Raw genomic sequence first — 17,976 nt, 5'->3', positions numbered from 1 at the left:
CAACGAGTTTCGGGAGTTGGGCAGAACCCGGTACCCGCGGTTTCGCATATTCGCCGAAGGCGGCTATACTTCCGACCCGTGACTGCCACGACCTCTGCCGTCGAGCACAAGGCCGTCGCGTTCGACACCATGAACACCGCGCGCGCGTCGCGCTGATCCATGCCCAGCGCTTCCATCATCACCGCCTCCGACGGCGTCAGGCTGGCGGTGCACCGGTACACCGAGATCGATCCGGGGCGCCCGACGATACTCGCCATTCACGGCTGGCCCGACAACCATCACGTCTGGGACGGTGTGGCGGCGGAACTCGACGCGCACTACGGGGGGCGGTATAACTTCGTGGCCTACGACGTCCGCGGCGCAGGCGAATCAGCCTGTCCTGCAAGGCGATCGGGGTACGCCTTCGGCCAGCTGGTGGCGGACGTCGACGCGGTGATCGGCAGCCTCGGTGTCGCGCGGGTGCACCTGCTGGCTCACGACTGGGGCTCGATCCAAGCCTGGCCGGCGGTCACCGAAGATTCGGTGATGGGCAGAGTCGCCTCATTCACGTCGATCTCCGGTCCGCACTTGGAATACGCGGGGAGCTTCCTGCGGTCGGCGCGCACTCCGAGGGCCGTCGCTCAGGTGGCAAGACAGCTGCTGGGCTCGACGTACATCGGCTTCTTCCTGTGCCCCGTGCTGCCGGAGTTGGTGTTTCGCTCTCGGCTCGGCGTGAAACTCGTTGAGGCCTTTGAACGCATCGGCCGCTCGAGTATCCGCAGCCGGCGCGACGCGACTCCGCGGTCGATCAGTGACTACGTCAACGGGCTCAACCTGTATCGGGAGAACATGCCCGCGCCGATGCTGTCGCCGTCGCCGCACCTGCCGCAGACGCGCGTCGCCGTGCAGGTTCTGGTGCCGCGCAAAGATATCTTTGTGACACCCGCCCTGCAACGGTTCACCGGCGCGATTCCCGCCCGCGGCAGGGTGATTCCGATCGAGGGCGGGCACTGGGTGGTCGCGTCACGTCCCGACGTCATTGCGCGGCTGACCGCCGACTGGGTCGATCACAACGCCGACGGGGCGGACGGCCCCAGCGGGTCGGCGGCGGGCGGCGGACCGCGCGACGTGCGGGGCAAACTCGCGCTGGTCACCGGGGCCGGGGCGGGCATCGGCCGGGCCACCGCGGTAGAGCTCGCTCGTCACGGCGCCCGCAAGGTGGTGATCGTCGACCGCGACCTCGCGGCGGCCAACGAGAGCGCGGATGCCGTTCGCGCGGCGTGCGCCGAGGCCGCGGTGTACCGGGTCGACGTCAGCGACGAAGCCGCGATGAACGACCTTGCCGCACAGGTGCTTTCCGAGGACGGCGTGGTCGACATCCTGGTCAACAACGCCGGCATCGGGATGGCGGGCCGCTTCCTGGAGACGAGTCCGGCGAATTGGGACGACATCATGGGCGTCAACGTCCGCGGCGTCATCGCCGGTAGCCGGGCGTTCGGGGCGCAGATGGTCGAGCGCGGCGAGGGCGGAACGATCATCAACGTGGCATCGGCCGCGGCGTTCATACCGTCGAAATCCATGGTGGCGTACAGCACCTCGAAGGCCGCGGTGTTGGGATTCAGCGAATCGCTGAGGGCCGACCTCGCCGACGAGGGCATCACGGTGACAGCGGTGTGCCCGGGATTCGTCAACACCAACATCGCCAAGAGCACCATCTACGCCGGGATGACGGCCGAACAGCAGGAGCGCGCCCGAGAAAAGGCCGATGCGGCATACCGGCGGCGCAACTACACACCGGAGGCGGTGGCCAAGGCGATTGTCAAGGCAGTCAAGACCGGGCCGCCCGTGCTGCCGATCGCCGCCGAGTCAAGGATCGGCTACGCGATGCGGCGCATCAGCCCGTCGGCGCTGAGGTTGTTCGCGCGCTTGGACATTCGGCAGACCTGAGGAGCGGGCGAACGGCGGCTGCCTGGTCATCGACGCCTGAGCCGGTAGCCCACGTGCGGCACGACCACGCCGGGCAGCGGCTCCCAATTGAGGGTGCGCCCGTCGATTCGAAAGTTTTTCTTCTCGTAGAAGCGGCGGGCTTTGCCGTTTTTCTCTGCGCACCACAAGACCACGTCACCCGCCGGATGTGCGCGCGCAATCTCGTCCAGCAGGCGGCCACCGATGCCGTGCCGTTGACTTTCCTCGGCGATGTAGAGGGCGTCGATGAGCAGGTCATCGGAACCGGCGGAGTCCGGCCCGAAGATGCTCACCCCGATCGTCCGGCCGTCGGATTCTGCCATCCACATGCGCCATCCGCGGCGACTGAGACTTTGCGGGTAAACCTCGGCCACCCAGCGTTTGGCCGAACCGAGTATGTCGAGCAAGGGAGGCGCCAGTATCCCCGCCCAGGACTGTCGCCACACCGGATAGTGCATGTCCGCGACGCTGGGGTAGTCGTCCGGCTTCGCCTCGCGGATCCGGATGTCTGGTGACGTCACACGCTAAGGCTAGAGACTTTCCGACCGGGATTGCTCAAGATAGGCGGCCAGGGCATTGGTCAGGCCCCGCCGGGCCATGTCAAGGTCGGCGTACGAGCCCAGTTGGCGCTCCGACACCAGGCCGCGCATCGCTCCGGGGATGAGGGCGGCCATCTCTTGGACCCGGTCACGGTCGACGCCCAGCCCGGCGAAGGCGTTCTGGCAGGTCTGAAGCCAGCTCTTGCCCCAGGAGAACAGCTCGGCGGCGGTGCGCGGGTAGAGGCGTTCGAGCTCTTGGGGTTCGCGGGGCAGCGCCGCCCGCAAGTTCTCGATCGCGCGTGAATCCGGCGACGCCAAGCCGCGGTAAAGGGTGTCGACGATGGCGCCCACACGCTGCCGCAACGGCGCGTCCGGTGGTGCCGGCGCCGACAGCGTGGAGAAGGTGGCGGCCCGCCGCTCGGCGGTGCGGTGCAGGACGGCGGCCCAAAAGCCGTCGGCGTCGCCGAACTGGTACTGCACCGCGCCCCAGGTGGCGCCGATGTCCTTGGCGATGCGGTTGGCCGACACCGAGCCTCGCTCGCCGGACGCGAGCGACCTCAGCGCGGCCTCGAGCATGTTCTCGCGCGTCGCGTTCCCGCGGCGGTTGGGGCGGCGCCCCGCGACATTTGCGGTAGCCACCCGACCAGGCTACCATTTTCATAGAGGGCACTGTGATTCTCTCGGGAGGACGCTGAAGATGGCAGAGCCCGATGGCTAAGCCGCCGTTGTCGATGAAGCCGACGGGATGGTTCCAGGTCGCCTGGTCAGACGAGATCGGCGCGGGCGACGTGCACAAGATGAAGTACTTCGACACCGAGATGGTTGCCTGGCGGGCCGATTCCGGCCGGCTCACCGTGATGGACGCTTACTGCGAACACCTTGGGGCACACCTGGGTTACGGCGGCAAGGTCGTCGGCGAGATACTTCAGTGCCCGTTCCACGGGTGGCAGTGGAGCCAGGAGGGACGCAACGTCTGCATCCCGTACCAGGACCGGCCCAACCGCGGGAGACGGATCCGCACCTATCCCGTGGTGGAGCGAAACGAATCGGTCTACATCTGGCACGACGTCGAACGCCGCGAGCCGTACTTCGACGCGCCCGACGTGTTCGCCTCCTTCGACGACGGCCGCGCCGCCGACGATTACCACCCACAGCAGCGGCTGTATCGGCCGCGCCTGGAGCTACATCCGCAATACGTGCTCGAAAACGGGGTGGACTTCGCGCATTTCAAGTTCGTGCACAACACGCCGATCGTGCCGGTGTTCACCCGGCACGACTTCGGGGACGCGGTGTCCTTCGTGGATTTCACGATCACGTTCGAGGGCGACGACGGCCAGAAGATCGAGGACGTCAACAGCGGTGTGGAGGCCATCAACGGCGGCCTGGGCATCGCGGTGACCAAGAGCTGGGGGATGGTCGACAACCGCACCATCTCCGCCGTAACGCCCGTCGACGAGTCCACCTCCGATGTGCGGTTCATGGTCTACATCGGGCGCGCGCCCGGCAGGGACCCCGCGCGGGCCGAGCGCAAGGCGGCCGAGTTCGGACGGGAAGTGATCCGGCAGTTCGAGCAGGACGTCGAAATCTGGCAGCACCAGCGCTACTCCGACCCGCCCGCTCTGGCCCCCGACGAGTATCAGGGGTTCACCGCGATCCGCAAGTGGGCCAAGCAGTTCTACGCAGCATCCTAGGAAAAGGCTGAAACTACATGAATGCACCCGCTCGACCGATCCGCGTTTTCCAGGTGGCCACCGGAAACGTCGGCTCGGAGATGATCAAGCGGATCGCCACCCAGCCCGACTTGGAACTGGTTGGGCTGCACTGCTATTCGCCGGAGAAGGTGGGCAGGGACGCCGGCGAGCTGGCCGGCCTGGCGCCCAATGGCGTGAGCGCGACCGGCACCGTCGAGGAGATCATCGCCGCCAAGCCGGACGTGCTGACGTTTCACGGAGTGTTTCCCGACGAGGACCTGTACGTCAAAGTGCTTGAGGCGGGCATCAACATCGTGACGACCGCCGACTGGATCACCGGGTGGCATCGCGACAGGAACCACCCGCACCCGTCGGGCAAGCCGGTGACCAAGCTGCTGGCCGAGGCCTGCGAAAAGGGCGGCGCGACGTTCTACGGCACCGGGATGAACCCGGGGCTGAACCAGATCCTCGGGGTGGTGTGCTCGGCCGACGTCTCCGACATCGAGAACGTCACCACCATCGAGTCCGTCGACGTATCCTGCCACCATTCCAAGGACACCTGGATCGAGGTGGGTTATGGGCAGCCGGTCGACGACCCGGAGATCCCGTCGAAGCTGGAGAAGTACACCCGCGTCTTCGCCGACAGCGTGCTCATGATGGCCGACTGCTTCGACCTGCCCCTGGATGAGGTGAAGTTCAGTTACGAGTTGGGCGCCTGCACCAAGGACGTCGACCTCGGCTGGTACACGCTGCCCAAGGGGTCGCTAGGCGGCAACTACATCAAGTACCAGGGCATGGTCGACGGCGTGCCGCGCGTCGAAACGCACCTGGAGTGGCAGATGACCCCGCACACCGACCCGAGCTGGAACATTAAGGGCTGCTACATCACTCAGATCAAGGGCGACCCGTGCATCTACAACAAGCACATGATCTTCCCCAAGCCCGGCGTCGACCTGTCCAACCCCGACAACTTCGCCTCCATCGGCATGACCGTGACCGGCATGCCCGCGCTGCACTCGATCAAGTCGATCGTCGCGGCGCCGCCGGGGCTCATCACCAGCGCCGACCTGCCGCTGCGCGGGTTCGCGGGGCGGTTCGTGCGGTAACCGTGAAGGCGCCTCGCCGTCGTCTTCGTTGAAGAGGCGCTCCGGGGGGTCAAAGTCATTGCCGCGCGCCGGGGTCCAAGTGCACGAAGTGCCTGTGAACACGGGACTGTCAATCATGCCGCTGATTCGGTGGCCAGCAGGTCGCAGACGATCGTCGTGATGAGCTCGCGGTCGTAACTGACCACGTATCGGAGTTCGCTGCGGTCCTTGGTCAAGGACTCGCGTCCGAAGCCGTGTACTGCGATAGCGGCCGCCGCATGCGGGCCGAGCGCGAGAATAAGCAACTCTTTTGCCAGCGGGTCGGACGGCGCAACCGAAACTGTGCGTATCCCAATTGCGCCGAACCCCTCCGGAAGGCCGTGACCGTAGATCGCAAAGAAGGGTATGGCGGTAATCGCCTTGCGCATCCGCAGCAGTGCGGTCTGGTTGACGCGAACCAGATCGTCGTCGGGCAACACCACAAGAACGATCGAGGGGTTTTCCGGAAGGGTGGCGATGATCCGGATGTGACGAGCCAGCGATTGAATCGTTGACAAAGCTGCCGGCTGCGGTTTGGCCCCCGCCGCAAACAACACGTTGAACGGCGAATTCCTGGCCCGCGGCGGTCTGACACGTTGGTGTGCCGGTACTTCGAAGTCGCTCCAGAGCATCAATGGCAATGTCGACAACGGAACCGGCGGTCCGAACCGGTGTCCTTGAGCAAGGGTCGCGCCCCACGCAAGCGCGCGGTTGTACTGAGAACTTGTCTCCACGCCCTCCGCGACGATGACCGCTTCAGTACCTTCGCGGTATTTCAGCACCGCCGGCATCACCTGCGATGCGGACACTCCCGGTACCGACTGCACCAGCCGCATGTCCAGTTTGATGACTTCGGGTGCGACGACGTCCAGCAGTGGCAAAGCGGCCGAGTCCGCACCCACGTCGTCGAACGCAATCGCCCAGCCGCGCTGGCGTATTGCATCGATTTTCTTCATCAGCGTGGGAGGACGGTCCAGCAGGTGGCGCTCGGTCAGCTCGAACACCAGACGGAGCCGGCGTTCGGTGAGCCGCTCGGCCCTCGCGTCGACGGCCTCGCTCGGGAAGTCGCAGGACGGGTGGGTGTTGACGAACAGCAGCGCCCCCGCTCCACGGCCGGATTGCAGGAAAGTGTCCAGCGCGCCGGTAATGCATCGCTGGTCGAGCTCTGCCAGAATCGCGGGTTCGCTGCTCGCAACCTCGAACACCAGCTGCGGGTCGGGATAACCCAGGCTCGGCCATCGGGCCAAGGCTTCGTATCCGACCGTTGCCCCCTCGGGCACCGACACGATCGGCTGGTAGAACGGCGTCGGCGGCAAGCCAAGCGCTTCGGTGATCGAGCCGTCGTCAGGTTGCGCGAGGCCGTTGTCGGCGGCGGGAACATCGGGCATGCCTCGTCATCGCCCTCTCGTTGCGATCGTGGCGGGACAGCTCCACACCCGCGGGTTAATTATCAGCGCAGTCAATTATCGGAGTGTACACGGTCGGGCCGAGAATCAATGCCACGGCCGAGTTTTCGCTATGGCGTGCCTCGGGTCCAGCTCAACCCGGTCTAGGGTGAAGGCCATGCAGGTTGGTGTCTTGGGAGCCAAGGGCAAAGTCGGGTCCACCATGGTGGCGGCCGTGCGGGCCGCCGAGGATCTGACCCTGTCCGCGGAGGTGGACGCTGGTGATGCACTGAGCCTGCTCACCGACTCAGGCACCGAAGTCGTCATCGACTTCACCCACCCCGACGTGGTGATGGGCAATCTGAAGTTCCTCGTCGACAATGGGATTCACGCCGTCGTGGGCACCACCGGCTTCACCGGCGAGCGCCTGGAACAGGTGGCGTCCTGGCTGGCCGGCAAGGACACCGGCGTGCTCATCGCGCCCAACTTCGCGATCGGTGCCGTGCTGTCGATGCATTTCGCCAAGCAGGCGGCGCCCTTCTTTGACTCCGCCGAGGTGATCGAACTACATCACCCGCACAAGGCTGATGCCCCGTCGGGCACCGCGGGGCGGACCGCCAAGCTCATCGCCGAAGCCCGAAAAGGCTTGCCGCCCAATCCCGATGCCACCAGCACCAGCCTGCCCGGCGCCCGCGGCGCCGACGTGGAAGGCATCCCGGTGCACTCGGTGCGGCTGGCCGGGTTGGTCGCCCATCAGGAGGTGCTCTTCGGGACGGAAGGCGAGACGCTGACGATCCGGCACGACAGCCTGGATCGGACCTCCTTTGTGCCGGGCGTGCTGCGGGCGGTGCGGTGCATCCGGGAGCGCCCGGGCCTCACGGTGGGCCTCGAGCCGCTGCTCAACCTGCAATGAATGTGCAATGAGCACCGAAGGCACGCGCGCTCTGCGGGTCCAACTGCTCATCGCCTTCATGTGCGCGGCCATGCTGGCGTACTTCGTGTTCTTGGGGCGGCTGGCATTCGCGATGATCGCCTCGGGACGCGCCGCCGAGGTGGGCCTCGGGCTGGCGTTGGTGATCATGCCCCTCATCGGGTTGTGGGCCATGATCGCCACCCTGCGGGCCGGATTCGCCCACCAGAGGCTGGCGCGCCTGATCGCAGCGGACGGAATGGAACTCGACATCAGCGCGCTGCCGAGGCGGCCATCGGGCCGCATCGAGCGAGGCGCGGCCGACGCCCTATTCGCCACCGTGCGCACCGAGGTGGAAGGCGACCCCGACGACTGGCGGCGCTGGTACCGGCTGGCCCGGGCCTACGACTATGCGGGGGACCGACGCCGCGCGCGGGCAGCAATGGGGACGGCCCTGAAACTACAAGAACAGCAGGCCGGCCGGTGAGCAGCTCATAGGCATCAGAGCGTCCGCGTTTTTCGCGGGCAGCGCTGCGGGTAGCCTGGCGGGGTGCGCGCGGGATCCGTAATCGCCGCAGCCGCGGTCGCCGCGGTCGCCTTAGTCATCGCCGCATGCTCGTGTCCCACCGGTTCGGCGGACCCCCCATCCGAGAGTTCACCGTTCCCGATCGGTCAGATGGGCGTGCCGGTGCATGCGCGGGCGGCCGGCGGCGCGACCGCCGACATCACTGTCAACAGTGCAACGTGGTTACCGCCCGGGTGCGCCTCTCATTTTGCGAGTCCGACGTATGGCTCCTCATGCAACGTGGTGGAACTGACTATCACCGGGACGTCCCACCGATTCTTCGAGTACGACCAGCGCTACATATTCGCCGCATACGGCGGCGGCAATCAGCCATGGACCCATCCCGACGACGCGCCCCAGCCGTCAACGCTTGCGGTCGACTACCAGAGGCTCCACAAGATGCCCCCGCTGCAATCGGGCGGCCTTCACGACGGGCAGACCGCACACGGATTCGTCGGCTTCGCTATGCCGACGGGAGGCGACCTGTACATCACGATCAACGATCCGGAGCAACTCGCTCCCTACACCGAAGCCGGCTGGATCGTCCACACCTGATCGGCGAGCGCACCCGAGGAGGTGAGAGCCAGCTAGTGGCCCGTCTGCTGATCGTCCACCACACGCCGTCGCCGCACTGTCAGGAGATGTTCGAGGGCGTCGTCGCCGGGGCCACGGACCCCGAGATCGAGGGCGTCGAGGTCGTGCGCCGACCGGCGCTCACCGTGTCGCCGGTCGAGATGCTCGAGGCTGACGGTTACCTCCTGGGCACCCCCGCGAATCTTGGCTACATTTCGGGCGCGCTGAAGCACGCGTTCGACTGCGCGTACTACCAACTGCTCGACAGCACTCGAGGCCGACCGTTCGGCGCGTGGCTGCACGGCAACGAGGGCGTCGAGGGAGCCGAGCGGGGTCTCGCGGCCATCACGACCGGGCTGGGCTGGGCGCAGGTGGCCGAGACGGTTGTGGTGCTGGGCAAGCCGGGCAAGGCCGACGTGGAGGCCTGCTGGAATCTGGGCGCGACCGTCGCCGCCCAGTTGATGGAGTGAGTAGCCGGCTCACTTGTTGGGAAGCAGTTGACGTGCGCAGTGGTTGAACGCTGAATGCGCATAGGAGTTGTTTTTCCGCAGACCGAGCTTGGCGGCAGCCCCGCAGTCGTACGTTCGTACGCGCAGGGTGTCGAACAACTCGGGTTCACCCACATTCTGGCCTACGACCACGTCGTCGGCGCCGACCCGACCGTTCACTCGGGCTGGCACGGCCCGTATGACATCGACTCGACTTTTCATGAGCCGTTCGCCATGTTCGGCTTCCTGGCCGCGGTCACCTCGCTGGAACTCGTCACCGGCGTCATCATCCTGCCGCAGCGGCAGACGGTGTTGGTGGCCAAGCAGGCTGCCGAGGTCGACCTGCTCACCGGCGGCCGCTTCCGGCTCGGCGTCGGGCTGGGCTGGAACGCCGTCGAGTTCGAGGCGCTCGGCGAGAACTTCACCAACCGTGGCAGGCGCTCGGAGGAGCAGGTCGAGCTCATGCGGAAGCTGTGGACGCAACGGTCGGTCACCTTCGAGGGCAAGTACCACACGGTGACCGGGGCGGGGCTTGCCCCGTTGCCCACCCAGCGCCCGATCCCGGTGTGGTTCGGTGCCGCCTCCGATCGCGCCTACGAACGCGCCGGGTGCCTCGGCGACGGCTGGTTCCCGATGATGGGACCCGGGTCCGGCCTCGACCACGCGCGTGAGCAGGTGCAGCGCGCGGCGGCCGCTGCGGGCCGGGACGCCGACAGCCTGGGAATGGAAGGCCGGGTCACCTGGGTGGGCGACCCCGACAAGGCCGCCGCGGACATCGCCGCCTGGAAAGCCGCCGGTGCCACGCACGTGTCGGTGAACACCATGAAGGCCGGGCTGGCCACGGTCGACGACCACTTGGCCGCCTTGGAGCGGGTCGCCGCCGATCTGAAATAGCGGACTTCGCGCAGGCTAGTTCAACAACGGCTGGAACGCGTCGGCCGACTGGGCCAAAGCCAGCGCCGAGCTGGTGCCGAGCGGCCCGTGCCGGTCGAAAAGTGTTGCGGCGCCGGTGGCCACACCGGCCGTCCCGTAGTGGCTCTGGGCGGCCAGGCCGACGAACTCCCCGTCGGGCAGTCGGCTCACGGTGACGCTGTAGTCGCGTCGACCAGCTTGATGCGGCGACCTTCCCGCTGCACCGAGGTCTCGAGCTGCACCGGCTCCAGCAGGACCGGGCGCAGCAGGTCGACGGTGATTCTCGCGGGCTGCAGGTCGGGCTCGATGCCGGAACGCTCTATCCCCCAGGCCAATAGGCCGCCCACGATCTGACCGCCCATCGCCGCGCCCCACGGGCCTCGCGTCATCGCACCCGGTAGGTAGGAGTCGCCGTCGACAGCGAAGAACGCCTCCGGCATGATGGCGGGATCCTCGATCATCACCGCTATCACGATAGGACACCGGATAACAGGATCGGGCAATGGCTGCAGTGATCGAAATTCCGCGCGACCACAATCCGTTCGCGACGGTGGGTGTCTCCCGCGACGCCAATGACGTTCCGCATTACGACGACTTGCCTGCGACGCTGGTGGAGATGCTCGCCGGGCACGTCGGCAATCGCCCCGACAGCGAGGCCGTCGTCGAGCTGGGCGCCGACAGATTGACCTACGGGCAGCTGTGGGACCGCGCCTCGCGGGTCGCCGGTGGGCTGGTCGCGGCCGGCGTGCGACCGGGGGACCGGGTCGCCGTGCGCTACCCGGCCGGAATCGATTGGGTGCTGGCGTTCTGGGGTACCGTGATGGCCGGCGGCGTTGTGGTGGCGGTCAATACGCGCTCCGCGCAACCGGAGGTCGAGTACGTTCTGACCGACTCGGGTGTGCGGGTGGACCTGGCGCCGGGTGTGCCGCTGCCCGACGGCCGCCCGTACGTGACGGAACAGCTCGACCGCGCCGACGCGGCCGCCCTTTTCTACACCTCGGGCACCACCGGTCACCCCAAGGGCGTGCCGAGGGATCTCGGCGAGGACATGCGCACGCTCATCTCGGTTCCGCTGTTTCACGTGACGGGTTGCAACTCACAGCTTTTGGTGGCTGCCCGTCTCGGGGGAGCATCGGTGATCATGCCCGCACTCGACCTCGACGAGTTGATCGCCGCGCTGACGGCCGAGCGCATCTCGAACATGGTGACTGTTCCGGCCGTCTACTCGTTGTTATTGCGGCACAAGGAGTTTGCCGGGGCGGACGTTTCGGGCGTCCGCTGGGTGGCCTACGGCGGCGCGCCGATCGCGCCGTCGTTGGTGCGGTCGGTCAAAGAAGCTTTTCCGCGCGCCATGGTCTTCAACGGCTACGGGATGACCGAAACGGCCTCGCTGATGACCGTGCTGCCCGACCGCGACGCGGTCGACCACGCCGACTCGGTGGGATACGCGGTTCCCTCGGTCGATCTGGCGATAGCCCCGCTGCGCGGCGACGAGATGGGCGTTGGCGAGTTGCTCGCTCGGGGCGCGAATGTGACAGCCGGCTACTGGAATCGGCCCGAGGCCGATTCCGCCGCTTTCGCGGACGGTTGGCTACACACCGGCGACGTCGTCAGGGTCGACGACGCCGGCCGGGTCCACATCGTCGACCGACTGAAGGACACCATCAACCGGGGCGGCGAGAATGTGTCCAGCGTCGAGGTCGAAGCCGTGCTGCTGGCCGCACCCGATGTCGCGGATGCCTGCGTGCTGGCGGTCCCCGACGACGTGATGGGAGAAAAGGTCGGTGCGGTCCTCGTCGGTGCCGGCGAATCCATCGACGTGCGCGCCGTGCTCGAGCACTGCCGAGAACGGCTGGCGGACTTCAAAGTGCCGCAATACATCGCGGTGGTGGCGGAGCCGTTGCCGCGCAACGCCGGCGGCAAACTGCTCAAGGGGAAGCTGCGTGAGCAGGTCCAATGGGGTGACCCGCTCCGGTGAGCGCGACCCTGCTGATAGCCAACCGCGGCGAGATCGCGCTCCGAATCATCCGGACCGCAACGGAATTGGCTATCCGAACGGTAGCCGTCTACGCCGAAGACGACGCCGACAGTCCACACGTGCATGCCGCCGACGAGGCGATCGGCCTTTCCGGAACCGGTCCGCAGGCCTATCTGGACCAGTCCGCGATGTTGGCGGCGGCGAAGCGGTCGGGCGCCGAGCTGATTCATCCCGGCTACGGGTTTCTCAGTGAGAATGCCGAGTTCGCGCGCGCCGCGGCGGACGCCGGCTTGACGTTCGTGGGGCCGGAAGCCGACGTGATCGCACTGGTCGGTGACAAATCGGCGGCTCGCCGTGCGGCCCTCGCCGCAGGGCTTCCCGTGCTGCCCGCTACGGAAGGGCCGAGCAGCCTCGAAGAGGTGCGCGCCTTCTCGGTCGCCCAAGCCGGCGCGATCATGATCAAGGCCCTCGCCGGTGGCGGGGGCCGGGGAATGCGGAAGGTGCACAGCGCCCAGCAGGTCGACATGGCCTACCAACAGTGCGCCGCAGAGGCGCGGCTGGCGTTCGGTGATCCGGCGGTGTTCGCCGAGGTTTGCCTTGGCGCCGCGCGGCACATTGAGGTCCAGATCGTGGCCGCGCGGGCCGGGCAGCAGACGCGTGCGCTGGCTCTCGGCGACCGTGACTGCAGCATTCAGCGGCGCTACCAGAAGCTGCTCGAAATCGCGCCGGCCCAAGGGGTTTCGGACGCATTGCGGCGAGCGTTGCACGAGGCGTCGGCGCGGCTGTGCGCCCGGGTCGGGTTGCGCGGTCTGGCGACCGTCGAATTCCTGGTCACCGGAGAGAAATTCTTCTTCCTCGAAATCAACCCACGCATTCAGGTGGAGCACACAGTCACCGAGGAGACCACCGGCGTGGATCTGGTGGCCGTCCAGCTGGCCATCGCGGGCGGGGCGTCGTTCTACGAGCTGGGGTTGCCGGCGGGGATCGCCTCGGACGGAAGCGAAGTCATCGGTGAGCCGGCCGCGCGACGCGGAATCGCCGTGCAGGCCCGGGTGAATGCGGAGACGCTTGCCGCCGACGGGTCGGTCGACCCTTCGACGGGCACCCTGTCGGTGTTTTCGCCCCCGAGCGGTCCCGGGGTGCGCGTCGACACGCACGGGCGGCCGGGCCTGGTCCTCGGCCCGCGGTACGACTCTCTGCTGGCCAAGGTCGTCACCCGCGTGCACGGAAAGTCTCTGCAGGCAGCGGTTCGTAAGTCTCGGACGGCGCTGGGGGAATTCGGCGTCGAGGGCGTTCGGACGAACCTCGCGTTACTGCGAGAGCTGTTGGCGGACAATCGAATCCAGTCGGGCTGGGTGACGACGGACTTCCTCGACGCGAAGCTTCCCGAGTTGGCGGCCGCGGTGTCGTCCCGCCACCCCGAGATTCGCGTCGCGGCGGTCGAGCTCTACCCGGGCGAGGAGGTGCTGCGCGCGCCATTGGCCGGCACCGTGGTGGAGGTGGCGGCCGAAGGCGTCGAGTTCGCTGCCGGTGACCAACTGATCGTCCTCGAGGCGATGAAGATGCAACACGTACTCACCGCACCCGGCTCGCTGCGCACGGTCCGCGGTTTCGTGACGCCGGGGCAGGTCGTCGGGACCGGAGATCCATTGCTGGTCTTCGCCCGTTCGGCCGCCGCGGCCGATGACCACACGTCCACGTCTGCAGTCGATCTCGACCGATCCCGCGCCGATCTGGATGAGGTGCGGGCGCGGCATCTGAGCACCCTCGACGAGGGGCGCCCGGCCGCCGTCGCCAAGCGTCACGCTCAGGGACGCCGCACCGCGCGGGAGAACATCGCCGATCTGGTCGATGCCGGCAGCTTCGTCGAATACGGTGCGCTCGCCGTTGCCGCGCAGCGCAGCCGACGCTCGGAAGCCGACCTGATCGCCAACACCCCCGCCGACGGCCTGGTCGCCGGCCTGGCCACGATCGGCGCGGACCGATTCGGGCGAGCGGCGGCCGAGGCGGTCGTCGTGTCCTACGACTACACCGTGCTGGCCGGAACGCAGGGCATGCGCAATCATGCCAAGACCGACCGCGTGTTTGAGCTGGCCGCCCGAAAAAGGTTGCCGGTGGTGCTGTTCGCCGAGGGAGGCGGCGGCCGGCCCGGGGACACCGACGTCGGCGGCGCCGCCGGGCTGGACGTGCCGACGTTTCGGATGCTGGCCGGCCTGAGCGGCCGGGTGCCGCTGGTGTCGATCGTGTCCGGACGGTGCTTCGCCGGCAACGCCGCCCTCGCCGGGGTATGCGACGTGATCATCGCGACACCGGACGCCAACATCGGGATGGGCGGGCCGGCGATGATCGAGGGCGGCGGACTGGGGACATACCCGCCGGAGGCGATCGGACCGATCGATGTCCAGCGGGACAACGGGGTGGTGAGCCTGGTCGCCCGCGACGAGGCGCATGCGGTGTCGCTCGCGAAGAAATACTTGTCGTATTTCCAGGGCAAGCTCGATGACTGGGAGGCGCCCGACCCGCGGCTGGCGCGACACGTGGTGCCCGAGAACCGGTTACGGGCCTACGACGTGCACCACGCTATCGAAGCGATCGTCGACGTCGGTTCCGCCCTTCACCTGCGACCCGACTACGGGGTCGGGATCGTCACCGCGCTGGTTCGCGTCGAGGGCGTCGCGTACGGGCTGATAGCGAACACCACTCACCACCTCGGCGGCGCGATCGATGCCGAGGCGGCCGACAAGGCCGCTGACTTTCTCGCGATGTGCGAATCGTTCCGGCTGCCCGTGATCTCGCTCTGCGACACACCGGGATTCATGATCGGGCCGGAGGCAGAGAAGGAGGCCGCGGTCCGCCGATTCGGCCGGATGTTCATCCTGGGCGCGAGGTTGACGGTGCCGCTGGGAATGATCATCTTGCGGAAGGGTTACGGGCTCGGCGCAATGGCAATGGCCGGAGGCTCTTTTCGCGCTTGTCAGTTCACGGTTGCCTGGCCAACCGGGGAGATCGGCGGCATGGGACTGGAAGGCGCGGTGCGACTCGGGTTCAGCAAAGAGCTCGCCGCGGTCGCCGATCCGGCGGAGCGCCAGGAGCTGTTCGACAAGCTGGTGGCGGCCGCCTACGAGCATGGCAAGGCACTCCGGTCGGCCACCACCTTCGAGTTGGACGATGTCATCGACCCCGCTGAGTCGCGGGCCTGGATAACGCGGCTCGGGAGGGGTTGAGAGTCGAAGGCTTGTCCTGGGTCGGTCCTGGGCCGGAACCGCAGCCGAACCCCGGCCATCGGCACCGGTCTCATGAGGGTTAATTTCACTAGCATGCGCGTCGCATACGCGTACCCGCGTGCACAACCCTCCGGAAGGCCCACCCCTATGACATCGATGGATTTGACCGGCCGCGCCGCAATCGTGACCGGCGCCTCGCGCGGAATCGGGCTCGCGATCGCGCAGCAACTGGCGGCCGCCGGCGCCAACGTGGTGCTCACCGCCCGCAAGCAGGAGGCGGCCGAGGCGGCCGCGGCACAAGTCGGTGACCAGGCCCTCGGCGTCGGCGCGCACGCGGTCGACGAGGACGCCGCGAGGCGGTGCGTGGACCTTACGCTGGAGCGCTTCGGCAGCGTCGACATCCTGGTCAACAACGCGGGAACCAACCCGGCGTACGGCCCGCTGATCGATCAGGATCACGCCCGGTTCAGCAAGATCTTCGACGTCAACCTGTGGGCCCCGTTGCTGTGGACCTCGCTCGTCGTGAAGTCATGGATGGGCGAGCATGGCGGCGCGATCGTCAACACCGCTTCCATCGGTGGCATGCATCAATCGCCGGCGATGGGCATGTACAACGCCACCAAGGCCGCCCTGATCCACGTCACCAAGCAACTGGCACTGGAACTTTCGCCGCGCATCCGGGTCAACGCCATCTGCCCGGGCGTGGTGCGCACCAGGCTGGCCGAGGCGCTGTGGAAGAACCACGAGGACCCGCTGGCGGCGACGGTCGCGCTGGGGCGCATCGGCGAGCCGGCCGACGTGGCGGGCGCGGTCGCCTTCCTGGTCTCGGACGCGGCGAGCTGGATCACCGGCGAGACCATGGTGATCGACGGCGGTATGCTGCTCGGCCCGGCGCAGGGGTTCCAGTCGCTGCCGACGGACAAGCAGCGGTGAGCGCCGAGGCCGTCACGGCCGACCTGAAGGCGCGGGTCCGGACGCTACTCGAGGAGCACGACCCCGCCACCACTCCGCCGCGAGAATTCCTTGGCGCCCAATATGATTCGGGACTGGCCTGGGTGTACCTGCCGCAAGGTTTCGGCGGATTGGGCCTGCCGCGCAAAGCCCAGGAGTTCGTCGACGCCGAGCTATCCGCCGCGGGTGCACCGGTGGGCGGAACCTCCAAGAACTTCATCGGGATGGGCATGGCCGCTCCCACGATCGCCGCGTTCGGAACCGACGAGCAGAAGCGAAAGTTCCTGCGGCCGTTGTTTACTGGTGAGCAAATCTACTGCCAGTTGTTCAGCGAGCCGGGCGCGGGATCGGATCTTGGCGGCCTGGCCACCCGCGCCGTCCGCGACGGGGACGACTGGATTGTCAACGGCCAGAAGGTGTGGACGTCGATGGCCCAGCACGCCCAGATGGCGATTCTGGTCGCCCGCACCGACCCTGCCGTGCCCAAGCACGCCGGGCTGACCTACTTCTTGTGCGACCTGACGCAGCCCGGCGTGGAAGTCCGACCGCTGCGCCAGATCACCGGCGAGGCGGAGTTCAACGAGGTGTTCCTCACGGACGTCCGGGTACCCGACGCCAACCGGCTTGGTCCCGAAGGAGGGGGCTGGCGCGTCGCCACCACCACGCTCAACAACGAGCGCGTCGCCATCGGAACCCGCGCGGGAACGCCCCGAGAGGGCGGGATGATCGGCAAGCTCACCGAAGCCTGGCGCGCCGAGCCGGCGCTGCGCAATCCCGCCATGCACGACGAGCTGATGCGGCTGTGGGTCGACGCGGAGGTCTTGCGGCTGGCCGGCGAACGGCTCCGGCAACAGGCCAGCACCGGTCAGCCCGGACCGGAGGGCGCGGGCATGAAGGTGGCCTTCGCCAGGCTGGCGCAAGCCATTTCGGGCTTCGACATCGAGCTGCACACCGAGTCCGGGCTGCACTACGACGACTGGACGATGCGCAGGACGGAAGTCGTCGACCTGATCGGTCGCGAGCCCGGTTACCGGTACTTGCGCGCGCGCGGCAACTCGATCGAGGGCGGTACTTCGGAGATATTGCGCAACACGATCTCCGAGCGGATTCTCGGGCTCCCGGGCGAACACCGCGTGGACAAGGACATCGCGTGGAAGGACCTGGACAAGTGAGTAGCCCGGCGAGCGACTTGTTGTACTCCGACACCGAGGAGGCACTGCGGGCCAGCGTTCGTCACCTGTTCGCCGACCGCTGCCCGCTGGAAACGGTTGCCCGAGCCTATGACCCGGTGCCACACGGTTTCTCAGGTGTCTGGCAGACGTTGGCAGTCGAACTGGGAGTCGCCGGGCTGCTGGTGCCGGAGTCGCTCGGCGGGGCCGGCGCGGGCGCTCGCGAGGCCGCGGTCGTCATGGAGGAGATCGGCCGGGCCGTTGCACCGGTGCCGTTCCTGTCCAGTGCGGTGCTCGCGACGGTTGCGCTGTTGGTCGCCGGCGACTCCCAGACCGTGCCCGCGCTCGCGCAAGGCGAGCTGACCGCGGCATTGGTGGTGCCGCTATCAAGCGCGCCGCACGATCGAGTCGCGGGGTTGAGCCGTGGTGCCGACGGCCTGACCGGAATGGTCACCAGCGTTGCGGGCGCCATCGAGGCGGACGTGCTCGTGGTGCCGGTAGCCGCTGAGCAGGGAATCGAGTT

The 17,976-nt window shown here is 67.5% G+C and carries 16 protein-coding genes and 1 pseudogene; 13 read left to right on the top strand and 4 right to left on the bottom strand.

From position 1 onward, the window contains the following. Positions 1–159: 159 nt before the first annotated feature. Positions 160–1,926: an SDR family oxidoreductase gene (locus JO059_RS16565; RefSeq protein ID WP_293320584.1), complete on the top strand. Its 1,767-nt coding sequence runs from the start codon at positions 160–162 to the stop codon at positions 1,924–1,926. Positions 1,927–1,952: 26 nt separating this feature from the next. Here JO059_RS16565 and JO059_RS16560 read toward each other — a convergent pair whose 3' ends face one another. After that, complete coding sequence (locus JO059_RS16560) at positions 1,953–2,465, bottom strand: GNAT family N-acetyltransferase (protein WP_293320582.1); 513 nt, start codon at positions 2,463–2,465, stop codon at positions 1,953–1,955. A gap of 9 nt (positions 2,466–2,474) precedes the next feature. After that, positions 2,475–3,059: a TetR/AcrR family transcriptional regulator gene (locus tag JO059_RS16555; protein WP_293320625.1), complete on the bottom strand. Its 585-nt coding sequence runs from the start codon at positions 3,057–3,059 to the stop codon at positions 2,475–2,477. A 134-nt stretch (positions 3,060–3,193) separates the two neighbouring features. Between JO059_RS16555 and JO059_RS16550 the strand changes: the two genes are divergently transcribed. Together JO059_RS16550 and JO059_RS16545 are read left to right on the top strand one after the other, a co-directional pair. Continuing rightward, positions 3,194–4,174: a Rieske 2Fe-2S domain-containing protein gene (locus JO059_RS16550; protein ID WP_293320580.1), complete on the top strand. Its 981-nt coding sequence runs from the start codon at positions 3,194–3,196 to the stop codon at positions 4,172–4,174. Positions 4,175–4,191: 17 nt separating this feature from the next. Next, positions 4,192–5,280, top strand: coding sequence for a dihydrodipicolinate reductase (locus JO059_RS16545; protein ID WP_293320578.1), 1,089 nt, complete (start codon positions 4,192–4,194; stop codon positions 5,278–5,280). A 113-nt stretch (positions 5,281–5,393) separates the two neighbouring features. Here JO059_RS16545 and JO059_RS16540 read toward each other — a convergent pair whose 3' ends face one another. Next, complete coding sequence (locus JO059_RS16540) at positions 5,394–6,686, bottom strand: EAL domain-containing protein (RefSeq protein ID WP_293320576.1); 1,293 nt, start codon at positions 6,684–6,686, stop codon at positions 5,394–5,396. Between the two features lie 175 nt (positions 6,687–6,861). Between JO059_RS16540 and dapB the strand changes: the two genes are divergently transcribed. From dapB to JO059_RS16515, 5 genes are all read left to right on the top strand, one after another. Further along, positions 6,862–7,596 carry a 4-hydroxy-tetrahydrodipicolinate reductase gene (dapB, locus tag JO059_RS16535; RefSeq protein WP_293320574.1) on the top strand — a complete coding sequence of 245 codons (735 nt, stop codon included), beginning with the start codon at positions 6,862–6,864 and terminating at the stop codon, positions 7,594–7,596. A 7-nt stretch (positions 7,597–7,603) separates the two neighbouring features. Further along, positions 7,604–8,080, top strand: a complete 477-nt coding sequence (locus JO059_RS16530) for a hypothetical protein (protein WP_293320572.1) — start codon at positions 7,604–7,606, stop codon at positions 8,078–8,080. Between the two features lie 63 nt (positions 8,081–8,143). Beyond that, complete coding sequence (locus JO059_RS22975) at positions 8,144–8,713, top strand: hypothetical protein (protein WP_366516231.1); 570 nt, start codon at positions 8,144–8,146, stop codon at positions 8,711–8,713. A 35-nt stretch (positions 8,714–8,748) separates the two neighbouring features. Continuing rightward, complete coding sequence (locus JO059_RS16520) at positions 8,749–9,201, top strand: NAD(P)H-dependent oxidoreductase (protein WP_293320568.1); 453 nt, start codon at positions 8,749–8,751, stop codon at positions 9,199–9,201. A gap of 54 nt (positions 9,202–9,255) precedes the next feature. Further along, positions 9,256–10,113 (top strand): LLM class F420-dependent oxidoreductase, encoded by an 858-nt coding sequence (locus tag JO059_RS16515; protein WP_293320566.1) that lies wholly within the window; start codon positions 9,256–9,258, stop codon positions 10,111–10,113. A gap of 15 nt (positions 10,114–10,128) precedes the next feature. Here JO059_RS16515 and JO059_RS16510 read toward each other — a convergent pair. Then, positions 10,129–10,595 (bottom strand): annotated as a pseudogene (locus JO059_RS16510) (acyl-CoA thioesterase domain-containing protein). 38 nt (positions 10,596–10,633) lie between these two features. Between JO059_RS16510 and JO059_RS16505 the strand changes: the two are divergent. From JO059_RS16505 to JO059_RS16485, 5 genes are all read left to right on the top strand, one after another. Further along, a complete protein-coding gene (locus JO059_RS16505; protein WP_293320564.1) occupies positions 10,634–12,109 on the top strand; it encodes an AMP-binding protein in 1,476 nt (491 codons plus the stop codon). Then, positions 12,106–15,333 carry a carboxyl transferase domain-containing protein gene (locus JO059_RS16500; RefSeq protein WP_293320562.1) on the top strand — a complete coding sequence of 1,076 codons (3,228 nt, stop codon included), beginning with the start codon at positions 12,106–12,108 and terminating at the stop codon, positions 15,331–15,333. The genes JO059_RS16505 and JO059_RS16500 overlap by 4 nt, the downstream gene beginning before the upstream one ends. Positions 15,334–15,480: 147 nt before the next feature. Continuing rightward, the gene (locus tag JO059_RS16495; protein WP_293320560.1) at positions 15,481–16,266 is read left to right on the top strand and encodes an SDR family oxidoreductase; all 786 of its coding nucleotides are present in this window, start codon (positions 15,481–15,483) and stop codon (positions 16,264–16,266) included. After that, positions 16,263–17,456, top strand: a complete 1,194-nt coding sequence (locus tag JO059_RS16490; protein ID WP_293320558.1) for an acyl-CoA dehydrogenase family protein — start codon at positions 16,263–16,265, stop codon at positions 17,454–17,456. The genes JO059_RS16495 and JO059_RS16490 overlap by 4 nt, the downstream gene beginning before the upstream one ends. Next, a partial coding sequence (locus JO059_RS16485; RefSeq protein WP_293320556.1) for an acyl-CoA dehydrogenase family protein occupies positions 17,453–17,976 on the top strand: 524 nt, incomplete at its 3' end. The genes JO059_RS16490 and JO059_RS16485, both read left to right, overlap by 4 nt.

The sequence above is a fragment of the Mycobacterium sp. genome (assembly GCF_019247615.1).
Classification (GTDB): domain Bacteria; phylum Actinomycetota; class Actinomycetes; order Mycobacteriales; family Mycobacteriaceae; genus Mycobacterium.
Note: the sequence above shows the minus strand (reverse complement) of the source record. Positions and strands in the feature narration are given on the sequence as shown.

What these genes read in the sequence shown, in the direction of transcription:
- JO059_RS16565 (WP_293320584.1), top strand. Translation starts at nt 160, where the DNA reads ATGCCCAGCGCTTCCATCATCACCGCCTCCGACGGCGTCAGGCTGGCG.
- JO059_RS16555 (WP_293320625.1), bottom strand. Translation starts at nt 3,059, where the DNA reads ATGCTCGAGGCCGCGCTGAGGTCGCTCGCGTCCGGCGAGCGAGGCTCG.
- JO059_RS16550 (WP_293320580.1), top strand. Translation starts at nt 3,194, where the DNA reads ATGGCTAAGCCGCCGTTGTCGATGAAGCCGACGGGATGGTTCCAGGTC.
- JO059_RS16545 (WP_293320578.1), top strand. Translation starts at nt 4,192, where the DNA reads ATGAATGCACCCGCTCGACCGATCCGCGTTTTCCAGGTGGCCACCGGA.
- JO059_RS16540 (WP_293320576.1), bottom strand. Translation starts at nt 6,686, where the DNA reads ATGCCCGATGTTCCCGCCGCCGACAACGGCCTCGCGCAACCTGACGAC.
- dapB (WP_293320574.1), top strand. Translation starts at nt 6,862, where the DNA reads ATGCAGGTTGGTGTCTTGGGAGCCAAGGGCAAAGTCGGGTCCACCATG.
- JO059_RS16530 (WP_293320572.1), top strand. Translation starts at nt 7,604, where the DNA reads ATGAGCACCGAAGGCACGCGCGCTCTGCGGGTCCAACTGCTCATCGCC.
- JO059_RS16515 (WP_293320566.1), top strand. Translation starts at nt 9,256, where the DNA reads ATGCGCATAGGAGTTGTTTTTCCGCAGACCGAGCTTGGCGGCAGCCCC.
- JO059_RS16505 (WP_293320564.1), top strand. Translation starts at nt 10,634, where the DNA reads ATGGCTGCAGTGATCGAAATTCCGCGCGACCACAATCCGTTCGCGACG.
- JO059_RS16495 (WP_293320560.1), top strand. Translation starts at nt 15,481, where the DNA reads ATGACATCGATGGATTTGACCGGCCGCGCCGCAATCGTGACCGGCGCC.